At 63.5% G+C, this 22534-nt stretch carries 19 protein-coding genes; 18 read left to right on the top strand and 1 reads right to left on the bottom strand.

Annotation, left to right across the window (positions count from 1 at the left end):
* Positions 1-88: 88 nt before the first annotated feature.
* Positions 89-2983, bottom strand: a complete 2895-nt coding sequence (locus tag HV681_RS22210) for a valine--tRNA ligase (protein ID WP_175125039.1) — start codon at positions 2981-2983, stop codon at positions 89-91.
* Between the two features lie 321 nt (positions 2984-3304).
* Between HV681_RS22210 and ndk the strand changes: the two genes are divergently transcribed.
* The 18 genes from ndk (at position 3305) to dnaG (ending at position 22083) form a co-directional block, all read left to right on the top strand.
* Positions 3305-3730, top strand: coding sequence for a nucleoside-diphosphate kinase (ndk, locus tag HV681_RS22205; RefSeq protein WP_175125038.1), 426 nt, complete (start codon positions 3305-3307; stop codon positions 3728-3730).
* A gap of 44 nt (positions 3731-3774) precedes the next feature.
* Complete coding sequence (rlmN, locus tag HV681_RS22200; RefSeq protein WP_175125037.1) at positions 3775-4929, top strand: dual-specificity RNA methyltransferase RlmN; 1155 nt, start codon at positions 3775-3777, stop codon at positions 4927-4929.
* Positions 4926-5420 carry a helix-turn-helix domain-containing protein gene (locus tag HV681_RS22195; RefSeq protein ID WP_175125036.1) on the top strand — a complete coding sequence of 165 codons (495 nt, stop codon included), beginning with the start codon at positions 4926-4928 and terminating at the stop codon, positions 5418-5420. Before rlmN ends, HV681_RS22195 begins: the two co-directional genes overlap by 4 nt.
* Before the next feature lie 14 nt (positions 5421-5434).
* Positions 5435-6721: a flavodoxin-dependent (E)-4-hydroxy-3-methylbut-2-enyl-diphosphate synthase gene (ispG, locus tag HV681_RS22190; RefSeq protein ID WP_175125035.1), complete on the top strand. Its 1287-nt coding sequence runs from the start codon at positions 5435-5437 to the stop codon at positions 6719-6721.
* Between the two features lie 54 nt (positions 6722-6775).
* Entirely contained in the window at positions 6776-8062 is a 1287-nt protein-coding gene (gene hisS / locus HV681_RS22185; protein WP_175125034.1) for a histidine--tRNA ligase, read from the top strand.
* Between the two features lie 3 nt (positions 8063-8065).
* Positions 8066-8704 carry a YfgM family protein gene (locus HV681_RS22180; RefSeq protein ID WP_175125033.1) on the top strand — a complete coding sequence of 213 codons (639 nt, stop codon included), beginning with the start codon at positions 8066-8068 and terminating at the stop codon, positions 8702-8704.
* Between the two features lie 5 nt (positions 8705-8709).
* Positions 8710-9867 carry an outer membrane protein assembly factor BamB gene (bamB, locus tag HV681_RS22175; protein WP_175125032.1) on the top strand — a complete coding sequence of 386 codons (1158 nt, stop codon included), beginning with the start codon at positions 8710-8712 and terminating at the stop codon, positions 9865-9867.
* A gap of 25 nt (positions 9868-9892) precedes the next feature.
* Positions 9893-11245: a ribosome biogenesis GTPase Der gene (gene der / locus HV681_RS22170; protein ID WP_105238156.1), complete on the top strand. Its 1353-nt coding sequence runs from the start codon at positions 9893-9895 to the stop codon at positions 11243-11245.
* Between the two features lie 3 nt (positions 11246-11248).
* On the top strand, positions 11249-12322 hold the full coding sequence (gene hisC, locus HV681_RS22165) for a histidinol-phosphate transaminase (protein ID WP_175125031.1): 1074 nt from the start codon (positions 11249-11251) through the stop codon (positions 12320-12322).
* Positions 12323-12478: 156 nt separating this feature from the next.
* Positions 12479-12715 (top strand): RNA chaperone Hfq, encoded by a 237-nt coding sequence (gene hfq, locus HV681_RS22160; RefSeq protein WP_006218585.1) that lies wholly within the window; start codon positions 12479-12481, stop codon positions 12713-12715.
* Between the two features lie 84 nt (positions 12716-12799).
* A complete protein-coding gene (gene hflX, locus HV681_RS22155) occupies positions 12800-13906 on the top strand; it encodes a GTPase HflX (RefSeq protein WP_175125030.1) in 1107 nt (368 codons plus the stop codon).
* On the top strand, positions 13872-15170 hold the full coding sequence (gene hflK / locus HV681_RS22150; protein WP_175125029.1) for an FtsH protease activity modulator HflK: 1299 nt from the start codon (positions 13872-13874) through the stop codon (positions 15168-15170). The genes hflX and hflK overlap by 35 nt, the downstream gene beginning before the upstream one ends.
* Positions 15171-15188: 18 nt before the next feature.
* Positions 15189-16091 carry a protease modulator HflC gene (gene hflC / locus HV681_RS22145; RefSeq protein WP_175125028.1) on the top strand — a complete coding sequence of 301 codons (903 nt, stop codon included), beginning with the start codon at positions 15189-15191 and terminating at the stop codon, positions 16089-16091.
* A 267-nt stretch (positions 16092-16358) separates the two neighbouring features.
* Positions 16359-17516, top strand: a complete 1158-nt coding sequence (locus tag HV681_RS22140) for an ATP phosphoribosyltransferase regulatory subunit (RefSeq protein ID WP_175125089.1) — start codon at positions 16359-16361, stop codon at positions 17514-17516.
* 76 nt (positions 17517-17592) lie between these two features.
* Entirely contained in the window at positions 17593-18888 is a 1296-nt protein-coding gene (locus HV681_RS22135) for an adenylosuccinate synthase (protein WP_175125027.1), read from the top strand.
* An 81-nt stretch (positions 18889-18969) separates the two neighbouring features.
* Positions 18970-19512: a phosphoribosyltransferase gene (locus tag HV681_RS22130; protein ID WP_056315724.1), complete on the top strand. Its 543-nt coding sequence runs from the start codon at positions 18970-18972 to the stop codon at positions 19510-19512.
* Positions 19513-19769: 257 nt separating this feature from the next.
* Complete coding sequence (gene rpsU / locus HV681_RS22125; RefSeq protein ID WP_006218592.1) at positions 19770-19982, top strand: 30S ribosomal protein S21; 213 nt, start codon at positions 19770-19772, stop codon at positions 19980-19982.
* 19 nt (positions 19983-20001) lie between these two features.
* On the top strand, positions 20002-22083 hold the full coding sequence (gene dnaG, locus HV681_RS22120) for a DNA primase (protein ID WP_175125026.1): 2082 nt from the start codon (positions 20002-20004) through the stop codon (positions 22081-22083).
* The last annotated feature ends 451 nt before the right edge of the window (positions 22084-22534 follow it).

The raw sequence follows: 22534 nt of genomic DNA, 5'->3' as shown, positions 1-22534 counted from the left end.
CGTCCGCGACCCGATCCCCGCCAAACCCCAAAAACAAAAACCCCGGAACGGTGTCCGGGGTTTCTGGGCTTCACATCAGGCGCTGGGATCAGTCGCCCAGCTTGGCGCGCTGCTCCTGCACCTTCTGCAGGGTTTCGCTGAACTGCGCCATGCGGGCTTTTTCCTGTTCGACGACGGCGGCGGGGGCGCGCTCGACGAAGCTGGCGTTGGACAGCTTGCCCTTGGCCTTGGCGATTTCACCGGCCAGACGGGCGATTTCCTTGTCCAGGCGCACGCGCTCGGCGGCTACGTCGACTTCAACGTGCAGCATCAGGCGGCTGCTGCCCACGACCTGCACGGGCGCACCGGCGTCGGGCAGCACGTCCAGCACGTCGACCTGGCTCAGCTTGGCCAGCGCGGCCAGGTACGGCGCGTTGCGCGTCAGCATCGGCGCGTCGCCCTGGGCGCACAGCGGCACCTTCTGGGCGGGCGACAGGCTCATCTCGCCGCGCAGCGCGCGCACCGCTTCGACCTGAGCCTTCAGTTCGGCCACGTCGGCTTCGGCGGCGGCGTCCACCGCATCCGGGTTGGCCTTCGGGTAGGGCTGCACGCTGACGCTGGCGGCAACGCCTTCCTTGCGCTTGCCGGCCACGACAGACACCTTCTGCCACAGCTCTTCCGTGATGAACGGGATGATCGGGTGGGCCAGGCGCAGCACGCATTCCAGGACGCGGATCAGGGTGCGGCGGGTGCCCAGTTGCTGGGCCGGCGTGCCGGTCTGGATCTGCACCTTGGCCAGTTCCAGATACCAGTCGCAGTATTCGTCCCACACGTAGCGATAGAGCGCGTTGGCGATGTTGTCGAAACGGTAGTCGGCAAAACCGCGCGCCACGTCGGCTTCCAGCGTCTGCATCTGGCTGATGATCCAGCGGTCCACGAAGGACAGCTCGCCGGCATCCGGCACTGTCAGGTCATGGCCTTCGGTGTTCATCAGCACGAAGCGCGTGGCGTTCCAGAGCTTGTTGCAGAAATTGCGGTAGCCCTCGCAACGCTTCAGGTCGAAGTTGATGTTGCGGCCCAGCGTGGCGTAGGCCGCCATGGTGAAGCGCAGCGCGTCGGTGCCGTAGGCGGGGATGCCGTCCGGGTACTGGCGGCGCGTAGCCTTTTCGATCGCGCCGGCCTGCTTCGGGTTCATCAGGCCGTAGGTGCGCTTGGCGACCAGGCCGTCCAGGTCGATGCCGTCGATCAGGTCCACAGGGTCCAGCGTGTTGCCCTTGGACTTGCTCATCTTCTGGCCGTCGGCGTCGCGGATGAGACCGTGCACGTAGACGTGCTTGAACGGGATCTGGCCGGTCAGGTGCGTGGTCAGCATGACCATGCGCGCCACCCAGAAGAAGATGATGTCAAAGCCCGTGACCAGGACGCTGGAGGGCAGGTAACGCTGCAGGTCCGGCGTGTTTTCCGGCCAGCCCAGCGTCGTGAAAGGCACCAGGCCCGACGAGAACCACGTGTCCAGCACGTCGGGATCGCGCGTGAGCGGACCCGTGACGCCAGCGGCGCGCGCCTGTTCGATCGCGCCGGCTTCGTCGTGGGCGACGAACACCTGGCCGTCTTCCGAGTACCAGGCCGGAATCTGGTGGCCCCACCAGAGCTGGCGCGAAATGCACCAGTCCTGGATGTTGTTGAGCCACTGGTTGTAGATGGTGGTCCAGTTGTCCGGGTAGAACTGGATGCGGCCGTCGGCCACGACTTCCAGCGCAACCTCGGTGATGCTCTTGCCCGGGTTCAGCGTGCCTTCCGGCGCGGGCTTGCTCATGGCAACGAACCACTGGTCGGTCAGCATGGGCTCGAGCACGACGCCGGTGCGGTCGCCCTTGGGCTGCATCATCTTGTGCGGCTCGACCTTGACCAGATAGCCCTCGGTCTCCAGTTGCGCAACAACGGCCTTGCGGGCCTCGTAGCGTTCCATGCCCTGGAACTGCTGGGGACCGTTTTCGTTGATGTGCGCGTCCAGCGTGAAGATCACGATCAGCGGCAGATCGTGACGCATCGCGCAGGCGTAGTCGTTGAAGTCGTGAGCGCCCGTGATCTTCACGCAGCCCGTGCCGAATTCGGGGTCGACGAAGTCGTCGGCAATGATGGGAATGTTGCGGTCGCAAAGCGGCAGTTCGACCTGCTTGCCCACCAGGTGCTTGTAGCGGGGATCGTCGGGATGCACGCACAGCGCGCCGTCGGCCAGCATGGTTTCCGGACGGGTCGTGGCGATGGTCATGCCGCGCAGGGTGACGGTCTGGCCATCCTTGTCGACGATGGTCTGCGGGCCGTCAACGAACGGGTACAGGATGTGCCACATGTGGCCATCGGTCTCTTCGGACTGCACTTCCAGGTCGGACACGGCCGTGAGCAGCTTGGGATCCCAGTTGACCAGGCGCTTGCCGCGATAGATCAGTCCCTGTTTATGCAGACGGACAAAGGTTTCCACCACGCCGCGCGACATGCGGTCGTCCATGGTGAAGTATTCGCGCGGCCAGTCGGCCGAGGCGCCCAGGCGGCGCACCTGTCCGGTGATGGCGCTGCCCGACTTTTCCTTCCATTCCCACACTTTCTCGACGAACTTCTCGCGGCCCAGGTCGTGGCGCGAAACCTTTTGGGCGTCGAGCTGTCTTTCAACGACGATCTGCGTGGCGATGCCGGCGTGGTCGGTGCCGGGGATGAACACGGTGTCGTCGCCCGACATGCGGTGGTAGCGCACCAGCCCGTCCATGATGGTCTGGTTGAACGCGTGGCCCATGTGCAGCGTGCCCGTGACGTTGGGCGGCGGGAACTGGACGACGTACGGCTGGCTTTCCGTCCCCGTTTCCACATGCTGGCCCGCGGCGAAGTACCCGCGCTTGTCCCACTCGGCATACCAGCGGGATTCCAGTTCGGAGGGTTCGAAGCTCTTCGAGAGTTCCGGGGTTTCGCCGGCGATGGGCGCGGCGTTCGGGGGAGCAGCTTGAGTCATTACTAAGTTCCGGCAGACAGGGGCGCCCGGGTAGGGAGCGGGCAGCAAACCGCTCATTTTAAGATGTATTGCGGTCTTCTCGGCGTGTTAGAATGCCGGGTTGCTGTAAACCTTTTAGAAGTCCCTGAATTCATTGAGGATTCCTTCGGAAATGCGTGCAGAATCATAGGATTCGCGTGCAACCGGAATCCCGCTTGCATTCCAGGATGCGTCCGACAGGTCGGCAGTGTCGAATCCTGTTTTGGCGGTGGTTCAGAACGGCCCGAGCCCCGCCAAGCAATTAACTAGAAACCCGTCAGAAATCAGTTTTCGGAGTCTTTTATGTCCATCCAACGCACCCTCTCGATCATCAAGCCCGACGCCGTCGCCAAGAACGTGATCGGCCAGATCGTCGGCCGTTTCGAGCAAGCCGGCCTGAAGGTCATCGCCGCCCGCCTGACCCAACTGTCGCGCGCCGACGCCGAGCGTTTCTACGCCGTGCACGCCGCCCGTCCCTTCTTCAAGGACCTGGTCGACTTCATGATCTCGGGCCCCGTGTTCGTGCAAGTGCTGGAAGGCGAAGACGCCATCCAGAAGAACCGCGACCTGATGGGCGCCACGGACCCCAAGAAGGCTGAAGCCGGCACCATCCGCGCCGATTTCGCCGACAGCATCGACGCCAACGCCGTTCACGGCTCCGACGCTCCGGAAACGGCCGCTGTCGAAGTGGCTTTCTTCTTCCCCGAAATCAACATCCACAGCCGTTAATTTTTGGCTTAAGTTGTTGAAAGCGCTTTAAGTTTTACCTGGTTATGGAATCCGTCGAACGAATCAATCTGCTGGGGCTGGACGGCTCCGCCCTGTCCGAATTGGTCGGGCAGTGGGGCGGCAAGCCGTTTCGTGCCCGCCAGTTGCAGCGCTGGATGCACCAGCGCGGCGCCGATTCGTTCGACGCCATGACCGACCTGGCCCGCGATTTTCGCAGCCAGCTTGCGTCGAATTGCCGCATCGAGGCATTGCCCGTCAACATCGAGCAGCGCTCGACCGACGGCACCCGCAAGTGGCTGTTTGACGTGGGGCAGGGCAATGCCATCGAAACCGTCTTCATCCCCGAAGACGACCGCGGCACACTGTGCATTTCCAGCCAGGCCGGCTGCGTGGTGAACTGCCGCTTCTGCTCGACCGGGCACCAGGGCTTCAACCGCAACCTGAAGACCAGCGAAATCATCGGCCAGTTGTGGTGGGCCAAGCGCGTGCTCGAAGCCGACATCGGCACGGCCCGCCTTGAAAGCGCCCGCGCCACCGAAGACACGCGCGTCATCAGCAACGTCGTCATGATGGGCATGGGCGAACCCCTGCTCAACTACGACCAGGTCCTGCCCGCGCTGCGCCTGATGCTCGACGACAACGCGTACGGCCTGTCGCGCCGCCGCGTCACCGTGTCTACCTCCGGCGTCGTCCCCATGATGGACCGCCTGTCGCAAGACTGTCCCGTGGCACTGGCCGTTTCGCTGCACGCGCCCAACGACGCGCTGCGCGACGAGCTCGTGCCGCTGAACAAGAAATACCCGCTGAAAGAGTTGCTTGCTGCCTGCGAACGCTATCTTGCGTTTGCGCCGCGCGACTTCATCACGTTTGAATACTGCATGCTGGACGGCATCAACGACACCGACCAGCACGCCAAGGAACTGATCCATATTGCACGCCAGGTGCGCTGCAAGCTGAACCTCATCCCGTTCAACCCATTCCCCGCCTCCGGCCTGAAGCGATCGGCCTCGGCGCGGGTGAAGGTGTTTGCCCAGCGTCTCATGGACGCCGGCATCATCACCACGGTCCGCAAGACCCGGGGCGACGACATCGATGCGGCTTGCGGCCAACTGGCCGGAGAGGTGCGGGACCGCACTCGGATCACCGAGCGCAATGCCGCACAGCGCCAGACCATACCAATTAAACAGGTGCACGCATGACGCAGGATTTCGCTTCTGCAGTTTCCGACTCGTCCGCCGCCGAGGTGGGCAGCGTGGGCGCCGCCTTGCGCGGCCTGCGCCTATCCAAGGGCTGGTCGCTCGACGAGGTCTCCAGCCGCATCAAGTTTTCCACCAAGCAGATCGAAGCCCTTGAAAACGAACAGTGGGATCACCTGCCCACCGGCGTTTCCTTGCGCGGCCTCGTCCGCAACTATGCGCGCCTGCTGGGCGCCGACGCCGAGGCCATCGTCGATTCGCTCGACCCCAAGGCCCGCGTCACCGGCCCGGCCAAGCTCAGCCCCAGTTCGCTGCATTCGGCGCATTCCATTCCCCAATCCAGCGCCGACGACGACCGCTCGTCCACGACGTCCTGGGGCTGGCTGATCGCCATCGTGCTGGTGCTGGCCGCCGGCGTGGCATATGCCTTCTGGCAAGGTTGGCTGCCGCAGCAGTGGCTGCCGGCCGACTGGCTGCCGAAGTCGACCAAGTAACACGGTTCCACCCGATGCAAGATTCTTCTCTGCCTTGCCAGGACGCGCCGCCTCCCCCGGTGGGAGCCGCAGCGCGCCGCGCCACGCGTTCCGTGGCGATCAAGTGGGGTGATCGCGTCGTGACGGTGGGCGGAGACGCCCCGGTCGTGGTCCAGTCCATGACCAACACCGACACCGCGGACGCCATCGCCACCGCGATCCAGGTCAAGGAGCTGGCACTGGCCGGCTCCGAGCTCGTGCGCATCACCGTGAACACGCCGGAAGCCGCCCGCGAGGTCGTCGCCATCCGCGAACAGCTCGACCGCATGGGCGTGAACGTGCCGCTGGTGGGCGACTTCCACTATAACGGCCACAAGCTGCTGACGCAGTTTCCGGAATGCGCCCAGGCGCTGTCCAAATACCGCATCAACCCCGGCAACATGGGGGGCGGCAAGCGCCGCGACGACAACTTCGCGCAGATGATCGAAGTCGCCTGCCGCTACGACAAGCCGGTGCGGATCGGCGTCAACTGGGGCAGCCTCGACCACGAACTCATGGCGCGCAAGATGGACGAAAACAGCCGGCGCGCCCAGCCCTGGGAAGCGCAGGCCGTCATGCGCGATGCGCTCGTCGTCTCGGCCATCAGCAATGCCCAGCGCGCCGAAGAACTCGGCCTGCGGCGCGACGCAATCATCCTGTCGTGCAAGGTCAGCCATGTCCAGGATCTCATCGCGGTCTACCGTGATCTGTCCGCCCGTTGCGACTATCCCCTGCATCTTGGCCTGACCGAGGCGGGCATGGGCAGCAAGGGCATCGTGGCTTCGACCGCCGCGCTTGCCGTGCTGATGCAGCAAGGCATCGGCGACACCATCCGCATTTCGCTTACGCCTGAACCCGGCGGCGAGCGCAGCCGCGAAGCCATCGTCGCGCAGGAAATCCTGCAGACCATGGGACTGCGCGCCTTCACGCCCATGGTCGTCGCCTGCCCGGGCTGCGGCCGCACCAGTAGCACGTTCTTCCAGGAACTTGCCGACAGCATCCAGTCGTTCCTGCGCCGGCAGATGCCGGTGTGGCGCGCGCAATACCCCGGCGTCGAATCCATGAACGTCGCGGTGATGGGCTGTGTGGTCAATGGGCCGGGCGAAAGCCGTCATGCCGACATCGGCATCAGCCTGCCGGGTACCGGCGAAGTGCCGGCCGCGCCGGTGTTCGTCGACGGCGAGCGTACGGTGACGCTCAAGGGCGACCATATCGCCGAAGAGTTCCAGGCCATCGTTGAAGAATACGTTGCGCGCCGTTATGGCGCGCTCGCCTCTCACTAAAGTAAGGGTGTAGCCACTGGTGCGCGTCTCGGGCGCGCCAGCGGCATGATCAAGATGACTCAAGCTTTCCAGAAAGTCGCCGCCATACGCGGCATGAATGATCTGCTGCCGGGGGCTAGCGCCCGCTGGGAGCAATTCGAGGAAATCGTGCGCGGCTGGCTGCGCGGCTATGGCTATCGCAATGTGCGCACGCCGGTGCTTGAGCATACGCGCCTGTTTGCGCGCGGTATCGGCGAAGTCACCGACATCGTCGAAAAAGAGATGTACACGTTCACCGACGCGCTCAACGGCGAATCGCTGACCATGCGCCCCGAGATGACCGCCGGCATCGTGCGCGCCTCCATCGAGCACAACCTGCTCTACGACCGTCCGCAACGCGTCTACTCCATCGGTCCCGTCTTCCGCCACGAGCGCCCGCAGCGCGGCCGCTACCGCCAGTTCCACCAGATCGACGTCGAGGCCCTTGGCTTTGCCGGTCCCGATGTGGACGCGGAACTCATCGTCATGCTGGCCCGCCTCTGGAAGCTGCTGGGCCTGAAGGACGTGCGCCTTGAACTCAATTCGCTGGGCCAACCCGCTGAGCGCGCCGCGCATCGCGCTGCCCTGATCCAGCATCTGGAAAAGCACCGCGACATCCTCGACGAGGACGGCCAGCGCCGCATGTACAGCAATCCGCTGCGCGTCCTGGACACCAAGAATCCCGCCATGCAGGAAATGGCCGACAGCGCGCCGCGTCTGTTCGACTTCCTGGGCGAAGAGTCCCGCGCGCACTTCGATGGCGTGTGCCAGCGCCTCACCGACGCCGGCATCGAATACCGCTTGAACCCGCGTCTGGTCCGCGGCCTGGACTACTACAACCTCACCGTCTTCGAATGGGTCACCGACCGTCTCGGTTCCCAAGGCACGGTTTGCGGCGGCGGCCGCTACGACGGCCTGGTCGAACTCTTGGGCGGCAAGACCGCGCCGGCCGTGGGCTTTGCCATCGGCATGGAACGTCTGCTCGACCTCTGGGAACAAAGCGTTGAAATCGCCGCGCCGGCCGAGTGCGATGTCTACATCGTGCATCAGGGCGAAGACGCGCAGCGCCTGGCCGCCCGGGTCGGCGAAGACCTGCGCGACGCGGGCCTCTCGGTCATCGTGCATGCCGGATCGGCTGGCTTCAAGTCGCAATTCAAGCGCGCGGACGCCAGCGGCGCCCGCGTTGCGGTTATCCTTGGCGCCGACGAAGTGGCGTCGCAGACGGCCAGCGTCAAGTTCCTGCGCGCAGAAGAGCAGGGCGAGGCGGCGCAACAACAGGTTCCGCTGGCAAAGCTGGCCGACGCATTGAACAACAAGGGTTAAGGCATGGCATACGATCTTGAAGAACAGGAAAAACTCGACGCGATCAAGGCGTGGTGGGCCCGCTACGGGACGCTGCTGCTGGCCCTGACGACGGTGGTGCTCCTGGCTTGGGGCGGCTGGTGGGGCTGGAAGGCGTACGAATCGCATCAGGCCAACCAGGCCATGGGTTACTTCGAAGCGCTGGAAGACGCCGCTCGCCTGGGCGGCGCCGATTCCTCGGTGCGCATCAAGACAGCCGCCTCGACGCTGCGCGAAAAATATCCCAACACCGGCTATGCCGCGCGCGGCGCCCTTGTGGCAGCGCAGGCCCTGCAGGCGCAAAAGGACGACGCCGGCGCCCGCGAACAGCTCGAATGGCTGGCTGGCCAAGGCAAGAACCCCGCCATGCAAGCCGTGGCGCGCCTGCGTCTGGCAGGCATGATGCTGGACCAGAAGCAATACGACGCCGCGCTGGCGCAGTTGAACAATCCGCCGGCCGCCTTTGCCGCCTTGTTCGCTGACCGCCGCGGCGACGTGCTGGCTGCGCAAGGCAAGCGCGAGGAAGCGCGCGCGGCCTGGCAGAGCGCCATTGATGGCCTGGGCCTGGCCAATCCCCTGACCCAGGTTGTGCAACTGAAACTGGATGCCTTGAGCGGAGCGTGACTGTAATGCGTAAATTTGCACCTGGCCGTACGTGGCGCGGCGCCGTTCTGCTGGCAAGCCTGCTTGCCCTGGGTGGTTGCGGCATGTTTTCCCATGACGACGGCCGTTACGATCCCGCGCCCTTGACCGAATACAAGGCCGGCATGTCCGTGCGCCAGGTCTGGTCCACGTCCATCGGCAGCGGCTCCGGCCTGGGCTTCGCGCCCACCGTGCTCGGCGACGCCATCTATGCCGCGACGCCCGACGGCTCCGTCGGCAAGTTCGATCTGCAGAGCGGCCGTGTCATCTGGAAGGCCAAGGCCGACACCAAGTTGTCTGCCGGCGCCGGCAGCGATGGCACCACCACCGCCGTGGCGTCCCCAAACGGCGACGTCATCGCCTTCGACGACACCGGCAAGGTGAAATGGAAGGTCCGCGCCACCAGCGACGTCGCCATCCCGCCGGTTGTCGGCTACGGCATCGTCGTTGTTCGCAGCGGCGACTATCGCATCCAGGCCTTCGACGCCAACAGCGGCGAGCGCGTCTGGAGCGTGCAGCGTCCCGGCCCGTCGCTCGCCTTGCGCAGCGTTGCGCAGATGGTCCTGGCCGAAGGCCTGGTCATCACGGGGCTGCCTGGCGGCAAGCTCCTTGCCATCGCGTCCAACAGCGGCAACGTGCAATGGGAAGGCACCGTCGCCACGCCGCGCGGCGCTGGCGACCTGGAGCGCCTGACCGACGTGGTCGGCGCGCCTCGCATCGCCGGCAACCTGCTGTGCGCCGTCGCTTATCAGGGACGTATCGTTTGCTTCGACGTCACCGCTGGCGGCCGCCCGCTCTGGACGAAAGACTTCTCCAGCGTCAGCGGCCTCACCCTGGACGACCGCTTCGCCTTTTCCGCCGACCAGAACAGCGTGGTCAACGCGTTTGCGCTGGATAATGGCGGTAATCTCTGGAAGCAGGCCGCCCTGAAGAACCGCCAGGTCACCGCTCCGGCTATGCTGGGGGGTGCGCTGGCTGTCGGCGATCTGGACGGATATGTGCATTTCCTGTCGCGCAGCGATGGCAGCCTGATGGCGCGTCTGTCGGTGGGTGGCGGCGCGGTCGTGTCGCCGCCGCAGACGACGCCCCAAGGCGTGCTGGTCCAGACGGGCAATGGCAATCTCGTCCTGATTGGCACCAACTGAACCTTATAAAACAAAGCCTTTTACCGTGTCTTTCAAGCCTGTCGTTGCCCTGGTCGGCCGCCCCAATGTGGGGAAATCGACCCTTTTCAACCGCCTGACGCGATCGCGCGCCGCGCTGGTGGCCGATTATTCCGGCCTGACCCGCGATCGCCATTACGGCGAGGGCAGGGTGGGCGATATTCCGTTCATCGCCATCGATACCGGCGGCTTCGAGCCCGTGGCCAAGGACGGCATCCTGCTCGAAATGGCCCGCCAGACCCGGCAGGCCATCGCCGAGGCGGACGTCGTCGTGTTCCTGGTGGATGCGCGCGCGGGCATCAACGCGCACGACCACGAAATTGCGCAACTGCTGCGCAAATCCGGCCAGCAGCGCGTGCTGCTGGCGGTGAACAAGGCCGAAGGCATGGGACTTGGGCCCGCCATCGCCGAGTTCCATGAACTCGGCCTGGGCCAGCCCTATCCGATTTCGGCGGCGCACGGCGACGGCATCGTCGACCTGATCGAGCTAGCGCTCAAGGATCTGGCCGAACCGCCTGCCGAAGAAGAACCTGCCGAAGAAGGCGAACACGATCACCGCATCAAGCTGGCGATCGTGGGCCGTCCCAACGTGGGCAAGTCCACGCTCATCAACACGTTCATGGGCGAAGAACGCGTCATCGCGTTCGACATGCCAGGCACCACGCGCGACGCGATCGAAATCGATTTCGATCGCGACGGCCGCCGCTACACGCTCATCGACACCGCCGGTCTGCGCAAGCGCGGCAAGGTGTTCGAGGCCGTCGAAAAGTTTTCCGTCATCAAGACCTTGCAGGCCATCGAGGCCAGCAACGTGGTGCTGCTGATGCTCGACGCGCAAACCGAAATCTCCGAGCAGGACGCGCACATCGCCGGGTTCGTGCTGGAAACCGGGCGTGCCGTGGTTGTGGCCGTCAACAAGTGGGATGGCCTGGACGGCGAAGAAAAGGAACGCATCGAGCGCGAGTTCAACCGCAAGCTGCGCTTCCTGTCATTCGCGCGCGTCCACACGATCTCGGCGCTGCGCGGGCAGGGCATCAAGCCCTTGCTCAAGTCCATCAATGCCGCACACGCCGCCGCGTTTGCCAAGCTGTCCACGCCCAAGCTCACGCGCGAGCTGCAAGCCGCGGTCGAACAGCAGCAGCCGCCGCGCAAGGGCATCTTCCGTCCCAAGTTGCGCTACGCGCACCAGGGCGGACAGAACCCGCCGCTGGTCGTTATTCACGGCAATGCGCTGGACGCGATTCCCGACTCGTACCGCCGGTACCTCGAAACGCGTTTCCGCAATGCGTTCGACCTGGCCGGTACGCCGCTGCGCATTGAATTCAAGTCTTCGCACAACCCCTACACGCAGGAAAGCTGATCCATGAGCCGTTTCTGGAGTCCCGTTGTCGGGACGCTCAGTCCGTATGTGCCGGGCGAGCAGCCCAAGCTTCAGAATCTGGTCAAGCTGAACACCAACGAGCACCCTTACGGGCCGTCGCCCAAGGTGCTCGATGCGATCCGCGCGGCCTGCGACGACACGCTCAAGCTCTATCCGGATCCGTCCTCGGACCGCCTGCGCGAGGCCATCGCTACGGCCGTCGGCGCGCAGCCGCAGCAGGTGTTCGTGGGCAACGGATCCGACGAGGTGCTGGCGCACGCATTTCTTGCGCTGCTCAAGCATGATCGCCCGCTGCGGTTCCCGGACATTACCTACAGCTTTTACCCGGTGTATTGCGGCCTGTACGGCATCGAGTTCGAATTGATGCCGCTCACCGCGGACTTCCGCATCGACGTCGAAGACTACCTGCCGGCGCGCCACGGTCAGGCCGGCGCCATCATCTTCCCGAACCCCAATGCCCCCACCGGTCGCGCACTCAGCGCCGCCGAAGTCGAACGCATCGTCGCCGGCAACCCTGACACGGTCGTCGTCGTGGACGAGGCGTACGTGGATTTCGGCGCCGAATCGGTGATCCCGCTGGTCTCGCGCTACGACAACCTGCTGGTGGTGCAGACGCTTTCCAAGTCGCGCTCGCTGGCTGGTTTGCGCGTGGGCTTTGCCGTGGGCAGCGCCGCGCTCATCGACGGCCTGGAGCGGGTAAAGAACAGTTTCAACTCCTACCCCATCGATCGGCTGGCATCCGCCGGCGCAGTGGCGGCGCTGGAGGATACGGAGTATTTTGAGCAGACCCGCAACGCCGTGATCGAAACCCGGTCGCGCATGACCGCAGGGCTGGAGTCGTTGGGCTTCGAGGTGCTCCCGTCGGCGGCGAACTTCGTGTTTGCACGCCACCCGGAAAAAGACGCCGCGACGCTCGCCGCCGCCCTGCGTGAACGCAGCATCATCGTGCGTCATTTCCGTCATGCGCGGATCGACCAATTCCTGCGCATCACGGTGGGTACGGAAGGCCAATGCGACATGCTTCTGCAAGCGCTCGACAAGATCCTGCAGGCGTGATTTCAAGGGCTTTTCAGCTGGAAAACTCTGGTCTCATTTTTGCTTCCCGGCCAAGTAGCACGGGCCGGGAAAACCCTGTAGAGTACGTGTTTCGGCGTGCTCCACCAGTACAAAAAGCGCGTCATCACTCAATAACAATCAAATGGAGCCTGGCCAATGAGCAATAAAGGGCAAACTCTGCAAGATCCGTTCCTCAACACGCTGCGCAAGGATCATGTGCCCGTGTCGATCTACCTCGTGAACGGCATCAAGCTTCAAGGGCAAATCGAATCCTTCGACCAATACGTGGTGCTGCTGCGCAATACGGTCACCCAAATGGTCTACAAGCACGCCATCTCGACCGTCGTTCCCGCGCGTGCCGTCAATTTTCAAGTGGAAGTCCCTGCTGAGTAATCTCGCTCCAGCTTTACCTTTTATTGCCCGCCAGACGGTTCCCGTCGGCGGGCATTTTCGCTTTGGCTCGAATATGGTGCATGTATGCGCGCTCTGATCATCAGTGTGGATCTCGGTGATCCGGACTTCACGGCGCACGCCGAGGAATTCGCCATGCTGGCCAAGGGCGCGGGCGCCGAAATCGTCGGCACCCTGACGGCCCGCCGCGATCGTCCGGACGCCAAGTTCTTCATCGGCTCCGGCAAGGCCGACGAGGGCGTCGCGATGGCGCAGGCGCTGCTCGCCGATATCGTCCTTTTCGATCAGCCTTTGTCGCCCGCCCAGCAACGCAACCTTGAACGCGCCTTCAACCTGCGCGTGGTGGATCGCGTGGCGCTCATCCTTGATATCTTCGCGCTGCGCGCAAAGAGCCACGAAGGCAAGCTGCAGGTCGAATTGGCCCAGCTCCAGCATCTGGCCACGCGCCTCACGCGCATGTGGAGCCACTTGGAGCGGCAGCGTGGCGGCATCGGGATGCGCGGCCCCGGCGAATCCCAGCTCGAAATGGACCGCCGCATGATCGGCGCCAAGGTCAAGACGCTGCGCGAACGGCTCGACAAAGTCGAGCGCCAGCGCATCACCCAACGGCGCGCCCGCGCGCGGGGTGGGGCGCTGTCGGTGTCCCTGGTCGGCTATACCAACGCCGGCAAGTCGACGCTGTTCAACGCGCTGACCCGGGCCGACGCCTACGCCGCCGACCAGCTCTTTGCCACGCTGGACACGACGACGCGCCGCATCTGGATCGAAGGCGCCGGATCGGTGGTGGTGTCAGACACCGTGGGCTTCATCCGCGACCTGCCTCACAACCTTATTGCTGCCTTCCGGGCCACCCTCGAAGAAACCGTGCACGCCGACCTGCTGCTGCATGTGGTGGACTCGGCCAGCCCGCAGCGGGATGAGCAGATTTTCGAAGTGAACAAGGTCCTCGCCGAAATAGGCGCTGCCGCGATTCCAACCATTCTGGTATACAACAAGATCGACCGGGCGGGATTGGAACCGCGGGTGGAGCGCGATGCACATGGTACGATTGCGCGAGTATTTGTAAGCGCCACCGAGCGCGCCGGTTTGGATGCGTTGCGCGGGGCAATTGCGGAGACCGGACAGATTGTGGGAAACAATGCCGCGAATTATCAAACTCTTCAATCTGAATGACCCCGGTTGGGGTCGTGGAAACAACAATGGCTCCGAGCCGCCGCCCAAGCGGCCCCAAGGCAACGGAGACGGCCCTCCTGACCTGGACGAGGTCTGGCGCGATTTCAACAATCGCATCGGGAACCTGTTCGGGCGCAAGGGCGGTGGCGGCAATAACCGCCCCGGCAACCGTGGCGGCATGACGCCGCCATCCCCGCGCGGCACACGCATCGGCCTGGGCGTCATTGCTCTGGTCGCGGCGGGCATCTGGCTGGCCAGCGGCTTTTACATCGTGCAAGAAGGCCAGGTCGCGGTCGTGACCCAATTCGGCAAATACAAGAGCACGTCGCAAGCCGGTTTCCAGTGGCGTCTGCCGTACCCCATTCAAAGCCATGAAATCGTCAACGTGTCGCAACTGCGCACGTTCGAAGTCGGATTCCGTGGCGGCGCGCGCAACAAGGTTCTGCCCGAAGCGCTGATGCTCACGACGGACGAGAACATCGTCGATATGCAGTTCGTCGTCCAGTACCGCCTGAAGGCAGACGGCGCGCCCGACTATCTCTTCAAGACGCGCGACCCGGACGAGTCCGTGCGCCAGGCATCCGAAACCGCCATGCGCGAAGTCGTGGGCAAGCAGTCGATGGACTTCGTGCTGTACGAAGGCCGTACGACGGTGGCTTCCCAAGTCCAGGCGCTGATGCAGCAGATCCTTGATCGCTACCAGACGGGCGTGCAGATCAGCACCGTCGCCATCCAGAACGTGCAGCCGCCCGAGCAGGTGCAGGCCGCGTTCGACGACGCCGTCAAGGCCGGTCAGGATCGCGAGCGCCAGATCAACGAAGGCCAGGCCTACGCCAATCAGGTCGTGCCGCTGGCCAGCGGTCAGGCATCGCGCATGACGGAACAGGCTGAAGGTTACAAGGCCAAGGTCGTCGGCGATGCGCAAGGTAATACGTCGCGCTTCACCAGCATCCTGGGCGAATACGAAAAGTCGCCTCAAGTCATGCGCCAGCGCATGTACCTGGAAAGCATGCAGGACATCTTCACCCGCGCCAGCAAGGTCATGGTCGACACCAAGAGCAACAACAACATGTTGTATTTGCCCCTGGACAAGATCATGCATCTGGCCGCTCAGGACGCAGGCAAGTCGAACATCGGCAGCTCTGGCTCGCCCGTGTCCAATGCGCCTGTCCAGCAGCCTCCGCGCGGTACGGCCGCGCCGGTGCCGCAGCCTTCCGGCAGCAGCAATAGCAACACGCTGCCTCGCGACCGTATGTCGCGCTAATCCGGAGGAGTCCTGAACATGAATCGTCTTATGCCCATCCTGGTCGGCCTGCTCATCGTGCTGGCCCTCCTTTCCTCCAGCGTTTTCGTGGTGCGCGAGCGCGACTATGCCTTGGTGTTCTCGCTGGGCGAGGTCCGCCGCGTCATCAGCGAACCTGGCCTTTACTTCAAGGTTCCGCCGCCTTTCCAGAATGTCGTCACGCTCGACAAGCGCATTCTGACCATCGAAACCAACGAAGCCGAGCGCATCCAGACTTCCGAAAAGAAGAACCTGCTGATCGACTCCTACGTCAAGTGGCGCATTGCGGATCCCCGCGTGTTCTACGTGACGTTCGGCGGCAACGAGCGCGCGGCCCAAGAGCGTCTGCAGGCTCAGATCCGCGACGCCCTGAACGCGTCGGTCAACGTGCGTACCGTGCGGGACGTGGTCTCGACCGAACGCGACAAGATCATGACGGAGATCCTGGAAAACGTCGCCAAGCGTGCCGAGCCCCTGGGCGTGCAGATCGTCGACGTGCGCCTGCGCCGCATCGAGTTCGCACCGGAAATCTCCGAGTCGGTCTACCGCCGCATGGAAGCCGAGCGTACCCGCGTCGCCAACGAGCTGCGTTCCATCGGCGCCGCCGAAGGCGAGAAGATCCGCGCCGAAGCCGATCGCCAGCGCGAGGTCATCGTGGCCCAGGCGTACGCCAAGGCCCAGGGCATCATGGGTGAGGGGGACGCCGCAGCGGCAGCCATCTACGCCCAGGCCTATGGCAAGAACCCGGACTTCTACACGTACTACAAGAGTCTGGAAGCCTATCGCGCATCGTTCTCCAAGCCGGGCGATGTACTGGTCGTGGACCCCAGCTCCAGCTTCTTCCAGTTCATGAAGGATCCGGCGGGCGCTGCCTTGGCGCCGGTCACCGTGCCGGCCAAGTGATCTTGCCCAGCTAGCACGAACGAAAAGCCCCTCGGGTCCCCGAGGGGCTTTTCTGCTTCAGGCGGGACGATTTCCGCCCGGTATCGAGGGCGCGGCCGGGCAGTCCGGCCACGCCCGACCCACGGCTGGCGCTCGCGGCTGAACCATGTACAATACCGCGTAAGCTAGAAAACATTCCGCAGCGGCTGAGCGGGCTTACGCCCCTCAGCCGCTTTTCGTTTGGGCGACGCCCACGCATCACTTGGCGTTATTCAGGTAAACACATTCATGGGTAACTGGCTGCTGCCCGAAAGCCTTGCCGACGTACTTCCGGCAGAGGCTCGGCGCATCGAGGAACTGCGCCGCGAACTTCTCGATCTTTACCGTACTTACGGTTTCGAGCTGGTCGCGCCGCCCCTGGTCGAGTACATCGATTCATTGCTGTCGGGCACCGGCAGCGATCTGGATCTGCGCACCTGCAAGCTGGTCGACCAGCTTTCGGGCCGCACGCTGGGCGTGCGCGCGGACATGACTCCCCAGGTTACGCGCATCGACGCGCACTTGCTGAACCGCGCGGGCGTCACCCGCCTGTGTTACTGCGGCAACGTGCTGCATGCGCGCCCCTCGGACTTGCTGTCCAGCCGCGAACTGCTGCAGATCGGCGCTGAAATCTACGGCCATGCCGGATTCGAAGCCGACCTCGAAATCATCCAGCTCGTGCTGGAAACCGTGGCAATCGCTGGCGTTCGCAATCCGCGCCTGGATCTGTGTCATTCCGGCGTGCTGCGCGCCATCCTGAAATCGGACCCGGCAGCGGCCGAACTGGCGCAGGACGCCATCCGGCTGATGCGCGACAAGGATGTGCCCGGATTGGGTGAGCTCGTGGCGCGCGCGCCCGGCATTCGTCCGGAAACGTTGAAGGCGCTGCAGTTGCTGCCCACGTTGTACGGTGGTCCCGAAGTGCTCAAGGTTGCCCGTCGCGACCTGCCGGCATTGCCGGGTGTCGCCGAGGCGCTCGACGCGCTTCAGGCGGTGGTGGATGCGACGCCGAACGTGTCGTTCAGTGTGGATCTGGCCGACGTGGGCGGTTACGCTTACCACACGGGCGTCAAGTTCGCCCTGTACGCCGAAGGCTGGCACGACGCGTTGGTCAGTGGTGGCCGCTACGACGACGTCAGCCGCGCGTTCGGCCGCGCGCGTCCGGCCACGGGCTTCAGTCTTGATTTACGCAAGCTGGCGGCGGGTCTGCCGCCGGCGGAAAGGGCGCGAGCGGTTCGTGCGCCCTGGGGGCAAGCCCCCGCTCTGACCGAGGCGGTTCGCCGCTTGCGCCGGTCAGGGGAAATCGTCGTTCAGGTATTGCCCGGTCACGAGCAGGATCAGGACGAATTCGTTTGCGATCGCGAGCTGGCGCTGCAGGATGGCGTCTGGACGGTCAAAACGCTGTGACTAACTCCCTCTCGGAAACGAGGGGGCCGCGGGGAGATTTCCGGATTTCCCGAGAAACTCGAAATTGATTCGTATCATGAGCAAGAACGTAGTCGTAATCGGCACCCAATGGGGTGACGAGGGCAAGGGCAAGATCGTCGACTGGCTGGCGGAATCCGTCCAGGGCGTGGTCCGCTTCCAGGGCGGTCACAATGCCGGCCATACGCTGTGGATCAATGGCAAGAAGACGATTCTTCGCCTGATCCCGTCGGGCATCATGCACCCCGGCGTCACCTGCTTCATCGGCAATGGCGTCGTGCTGTCCCCGGAAGCCCTGCTCAAGGAAATCGAAGAGCTGGAGGCCGCCGGCCTGGATGTGCGTTCGCGCCTGCAGATCTCCGAAATCTGCCCGCTGATCCTGCCGTACCACGTCGCCATCGACAAGGCGCGTGAAGCACGCAAGGGCGAGGGCAAGATCGGCACCACTGGTCGCGGCATCGGCCCGGCCTACGAAGACAAGGTCGCCCGCCGTGCCCTGCGCGTGCAAGATCTCTTCAATCCTTCGCTGTTCGACGAAAAGCTCGCCGAAGTGCTGGATTACCACAACTTCGTGCTGACCAAGTACCTGGGCGCGGAAGCCGTTTCGGCCAACGAAGTCCGCGATCAAGCCATGGCGCTCGCGCCGGCCATCGCCCCGATGGTCAAGGATGTCTCCAGCAACCTGTACGCCATGCAGCAGGAAGGCAAGCGCCTCCTGTTCGAAGGCGCACAAGGCGCGTTGCTGGACGTCGATCACGGCACGTACCCCTTCGTCACCAGCAGCAACTGCGTGGCAGGTGCGGCCTCGGCCGGCGCCGGCGTGGGTCCCCAGCAACTGGATTACGTCCTAGGCATCACCAAGGCGTACACCACGCGCGTCGGCTCCGGCCCGTTCCCCACGGAACTGGTCGACGAGATCGGCACCCGCCTGGCCACCATCGGCAAGGAATTCGGTTCGGTCACGGGCCGTCCGCGCCGCTGCGGCTGGTTCGACGGCGCGGCGCTGAAGCGTTCGGTCCGTCTGAACGGCATTTCCGGTCTGTGCATCACCAAGCTGGACGTGCTGGACGGCCTGGAAACCATCCAGTTGGGCGTCGGTTATCGCGTCAATGGTGAATTCCGCGACGTGCTGCCCTATGGCGCGCACGCCGTGGCGCAGGCGCAACCGGTGCTCGAAGAGCTGCCCGGCTGGAGCGAGTCCACCGTCGGCATCACCGAATACGCCAAGCTGCCCGCCGCGGCGCGCCGCTACCTCGAGCGCGTGGCGGAAGTCTGCGGTGTGCCGATCGACCTCGTGTCCACCGGTCCGGACCGCAACGAGACCATTGTTTTGCGTCATCCCCTGAAGGGCTGACATCGGGTTATTATTCCCAAGGCCGCCGCCGGTCATACCGGCGGCGGCCTTTTCGTATTTTTGTGCAGGAGATGCTTGCCTATGAGCACGCCGACCAGTGACGATAGCCATCTGTGGGTAACGTGGGACGATTACAACCGCTTGATCGAGCGCCTTACTTTGCAGGTGCATCAGTCGGGCTGGAAGTTTGACAAGATTCTTTGCCTGGCGCGCGGCGGTATGCGTGTAGGCGACGTCATGTCGCGTATTTTTGACGTGCCGCTGGGCATTCTTGCCACCAGCAGCTATCGCGAGGCAGCCGGCACCAAGCAAGGCGACATGGACATCGCCCAGTTCATCACCATCACCCGCGGCACGCTTTCCGGCCGGGTGTTGCTGGTGGACGACATGGTGGATACCGGCAAGACGTTCAATAAGGTGTTCGATCACCTGAAGAGCCAGTTCGCCGACATCACCGAATTGCGCAGCGCCGTGCTGTGGTGGAAGGGGCATTCCCTGGCAACGCCCGACTATTACGTCGAGAAGCTGCCCACGAATCCCTGGATTCACCAGCCGTTTGAAGATTACGACAGCTTGCGTCCCCATCAGCTGGAAGCCTGGATCCGCAAGGGTTCCCAGAGCTGATCGCAAGCGGGGCAGGGACGGGGTGCTGGCCGCAGTCGAGCGCTGGCAGTAGGCAAACCGTCCTTACCCATGCTAGAATCGCTGGTTATCGCTAAACCGAACTTGGCTTGTTACTCTCTGGGTAGTCTTTGGGTAACGGAAACAGCCAGCTCAAACCCGGGCGAAAGCGTGCCCGGGTTGCGCTTTCAAGGCGTTGCTGGAAAAGCAAGCCAGGTTTGTCATCAACTTTGTTACCCTACAAGCAGGCCAATTACTTTATGCCTATCGTTCGACTGAAGGAAAACGAACCGTTTGAAGCCGCTCTGCGCCGCTTCAAGCGCACCATCGAAAAGACCGGTTTGCTCACCGAACTGCGCTCGCGCGAGTTCTATGAGAAGCCCACCGCCGAGCGCAAGCGCAAGCATGCCGCCGCCGTGAAGCGCCACTACAAGCGCATCCGTAGCCAACAACTGCCCCCGCGCCTGTATTGATTTCTGATTCCCGAATCTATTGATTCCAGAATCATTCATCCAGGATTTGCTCGCCCGAGTCGACGTCGTCGACGTTGTCGGGCGATATGTGCAGTTGCGAAAGGGTGGGGCCAACTTGCTTGGCCTGTGCCCCTTTCATAACGAAAAAAGCCCCTCGTTCACTGTCAGCCCCACCAAGCAGTTCTATCACTGCTTCGGATGTGGTGCACACGGCAGCGCCATCACCTTCTTGATGGAACATACGGGCGCCAGTTTCCCCGACGCCGTGCGCACGCTCGCGGCGTCGGCGGGAATGACGGTCCCCGAAGAAAACCGCAGTCCCCGCCAGCAGCAGGAATCGGCACGCCGCAAGGCCGAAGAGTCCCGCCATACGCAGGTGCTCGATGCGGCCCAAGCCCATTACCTGAAACAGTTGCGTGCTTCTCCCGCAGCCGTCCGCTATTTGAAGCAGCGCGGTCTGACCGGCGAAATTGCTGCGCATTTCGGATTGGGTTGGTCCGGTACGGACCGCCACGGCTTGTCCCAGGTGTTTCCCAACTACGAAGACCCCACCCTCGTGGAGTCCGGACTTGTCATCGAGTCCGAAGACGGGCGCCGCTACGACCGCTTCCGCGAGCGGGTGATGTTTCCGATCCGCAACGCGCGCGGCAGCCTCATCGGATTTGGCGGCCGGATCATCGGCAAAGGCGAGCCCAAGTACCTGAACTCGCCCGAGACGCCTCTGTTTTCAAAAGGGCAGGAGCTCTACGGTCTTTGGGAGGCGCGTCAAGCCATCCGCCAGGAAGGTCAGGTCATCGTCGTCGAAGGCTACATGGACGTGGTCGGGCTGGCGCAGCAGGGCATCGCCAATGCCGTCGCCACGCTGGGCACCGCGACCACCCCGGATCACGTCAAGAAGCTGCTGCGGTCCAGCGACAAGGTCATCTTCAGTTTCGACGGCGACAAGGCCGGACGGCGTGCTGCCTGGCGCGCGCTGCAGGCCTGTCTGCCGGTGCTCAGGGACGATATCGCGATCCGCTTTCTGTTCCTGCCGGCCGAGCACGATCCCGATTCGTATGTGCGCGAATTGGGGGCCGAAGCGTTCCGCGCCTGTCTGGGCGATGCCGTGGCGCTGTCCCGGTTCCTCCTGGACGAGCTTGCATCGCGTCACAACATGAACGAAGCCGAAGGCCGCGCCAGTTGCCTTCACGAGGCCAAGCCGCTGTTGTCAGCGATTCCTGAATGTGCGCTGCGCGTGCAGATCGAACGGGAAATGGCCAAGCTGGTTCAGCTGACGCCCGAGGAAATGGCGCAGGTCTTGGCGCAGCAAGCCGCCAAACCGTTCGCACCCGGCCCGCGGCCAGCGCCCGGCGCGGGTGAAGCCGGAATGCCTTCGGGTAGCGAGCCCGGTCATGACGGCGGTCCGCCTGACATGGGCTACGACTTCGGCAACCACGATTTCAGCGACATTCCGGCAGACGAGTCGGACTTCACCGATTACGGCCAGTACGCCTCGCACGGCGACGAGCCGAGCGGCGGCCCGGGCGGATGGCAACAAGGCGGCAAGCAGGAATGGAAGGGTAAAAGCGACTGGAAAGGTAAGGGCGACTGGAAGGGCAAGGGCGATTGGAAAGGTGGCAAGGGCAACTGGAAAGGCCGGCGCGACAACGACGTTGGCGGCTTCGAGGGGCGCCGCACCATGCCGTCCCTGGCCAAGCGGCTGTTGAGTCTGCTGCTCGCCCATCCCGAACTGGTTGACTCCATGGGCGACCAGCAGCTTGAAGTCATCGACCATGGCCCCCATCTAGGATTGGTACGGGACCTGATCATGCTGGCGCAATCCAGCGGCGCGCGCCATGTCGGTGCGTTGCTGGAGGCCGCTGAGCCAGATTCGGACCTTGCCACGGTCTTGAAGGGCCTGCGGGCTGACATGCTCGCGCAGGAAGACCTGCCTGATCCCCAAACCGAATGGGACGACGCGTTGCGGCGAATCGAATTCGATTCAGCGAAAACGGAAATGGCCAAGCTGGCGGCTTCAGGGCTTGCTTCGGAAGAGGCGCGCAAACGCTATCTGGAGCTGTCTAGCCGTATGACGGTCTTGAAAGGTGCTGGGTTGCGCTAAATACGCTAAAATCAAAGGTTTTCCGCTCATGCGGGGCGCCCAAGTGCGCTGGTCAAGGCTTACCGCCATTGCCAGTTGCGGCCCGACTGTTGCATGATCGACAAAATTGACGGTCGGTATGGAAGTTGATTGTTCCCCATACCGGTACAGCAGTAGCAGGAACGTGAAATGTAGTTTGGCACCGGAATCTATTCCGGATGCCGGAATCTAATACTTATTGTGCCAATTGGACGAGAGCGGCAAGCCGCTCGGGCACCCGGTAGTTGAACGCTTCAGAAAATCCGGATGCGTGTGTCTGAATTGTTACATGGTTAATTAATATAGCTGAGCGGTGGATCAATAGCAGTTCAGCGGCGGTCATTCCGCGTGGCGTTAGTGGTTCGGGTGCTGTGTATACCTAGCTGCTTGGGGCAATGGCCCGATAAGCGAGCAAAGCCTATTTATAGGCAGG

The sequence above is a fragment of the Achromobacter animicus genome, from assembly GCF_902859585.1.
Classification (GTDB): Bacteria; Pseudomonadota; Gammaproteobacteria; order Burkholderiales; family Burkholderiaceae_B; genus Achromobacter; species Achromobacter animicus.
This window is presented reverse-complemented; position numbering and strand designations above follow the sequence as displayed.

Coding starts and splice junctions, on each gene's coding strand:
- HV681_RS22210 (WP_175125039.1), bottom strand. CDS start 2,983: ATGACTCAAGCTGCTCCCCCGAACGCCGCGCCCATCGCCGGCGAAACC.
- hisS (WP_175125034.1), top strand. CDS start 6,776: ATGACTCAAGCTTTCCAGAAAGTCGCCGCCATACGCGGCATGAATGAT.
- hflK (WP_175125029.1), top strand. CDS start 13,872: ATGCCGCGAATTATCAAACTCTTCAATCTGAATGACCCCGGTTGGGGT.
- rlmN (WP_175125037.1), top strand. CDS start 3,775: ATGGAATCCGTCGAACGAATCAATCTGCTGGGGCTGGACGGCTCCGCC.
- rpsU (WP_006218592.1), top strand. CDS start 19,770: ATGCCTATCGTTCGACTGAAGGAAAACGAACCGTTTGAAGCCGCTCTG.
- hisC (WP_175125031.1), top strand. CDS start 11,249: ATGAGCCGTTTCTGGAGTCCCGTTGTCGGGACGCTCAGTCCGTATGTG.
- HV681_RS22140 (WP_175125089.1), top strand. CDS start 16,359: ATGGGTAACTGGCTGCTGCCCGAAAGCCTTGCCGACGTACTTCCGGCA.
- bamB (WP_175125032.1), top strand. CDS start 8,710: ATGCGTAAATTTGCACCTGGCCGTACGTGGCGCGGCGCCGTTCTGCTG.
- ispG (WP_175125035.1), top strand. CDS start 5,435: ATGCAAGATTCTTCTCTGCCTTGCCAGGACGCGCCGCCTCCCCCGGTG.
- hflC (WP_175125028.1), top strand. CDS start 15,189: ATGAATCGTCTTATGCCCATCCTGGTCGGCCTGCTCATCGTGCTGGCC.
- ndk (WP_175125038.1), top strand. CDS start 3,305: ATGTCCATCCAACGCACCCTCTCGATCATCAAGCCCGACGCCGTCGCC.
- HV681_RS22180 (WP_175125033.1), top strand. CDS start 8,066: ATGGCATACGATCTTGAAGAACAGGAAAAACTCGACGCGATCAAGGCG.
- hflX (WP_175125030.1), top strand. CDS start 12,800: ATGCGCGCTCTGATCATCAGTGTGGATCTCGGTGATCCGGACTTCACG.
- HV681_RS22130 (WP_056315724.1), top strand. CDS start 18,970: ATGAGCACGCCGACCAGTGACGATAGCCATCTGTGGGTAACGTGGGAC.
- HV681_RS22135 (WP_175125027.1), top strand. CDS start 17,593: ATGAGCAAGAACGTAGTCGTAATCGGCACCCAATGGGGTGACGAGGGC.
- hfq (WP_006218585.1), top strand. CDS start 12,479: ATGAGCAATAAAGGGCAAACTCTGCAAGATCCGTTCCTCAACACGCTG.
- HV681_RS22195 (WP_175125036.1), top strand. CDS start 4,926: ATGACGCAGGATTTCGCTTCTGCAGTTTCCGACTCGTCCGCCGCCGAG.